This is a genomic window from Streptomyces sp. NRRL F-2664 (assembly GCF_000719345.1).
Taxonomy (GTDB): domain Bacteria; phylum Actinomycetota; class Actinomycetes; order Streptomycetales; family Streptomycetaceae; genus Streptomyces.
Genome location: NZ_JOFX01000470.1, coordinates 1 through 313, shown reverse-complemented (window position 1 = coordinate 313; position 313 = coordinate 1). Strand labels below are relative to the sequence as shown.

General features: G+C 73.8%; 1 protein-coding gene. It reads right to left on the bottom strand.

All coding sequences use genetic code 11. The features are described 5' to 3' along the window. Positions 1-313, bottom strand: a 313-nt coding sequence (locus IF89_RS39970; protein ID WP_043195082.1) for a hypothetical protein, incomplete at both ends; no start/stop codon positions are given.

Genomic DNA, 313 nt, shown 5'->3' with positions numbered 1-313 from the left:
GGGGCCCAGGAGGGAGACCTCGGTGGTGTAGGTGAAGCCGGTCCGCTGGTCGAAGACATCGTCCTCACCCGCGAAACCGCCCCCCGCCCCCGTGTAGGCGCGCCCCTCCTCCACTGCGGGGGAGAACCGCTGCTCGGGTGCGGTGAGCTCGCCCTTGTCGTCGAGGGTGCGCAGGCGGGTCGCGGCCAGCGCCGGGACGGGAGATCCGGGGATTTCCTCGTAGGCGATCTCGGTGACGGCGCCGAGGGGGGAGGCGACGCGGGTGATGACGGGGCCGTGTCCGGCCAGCGGCCGCCCGTACTCCAGGGCCGTC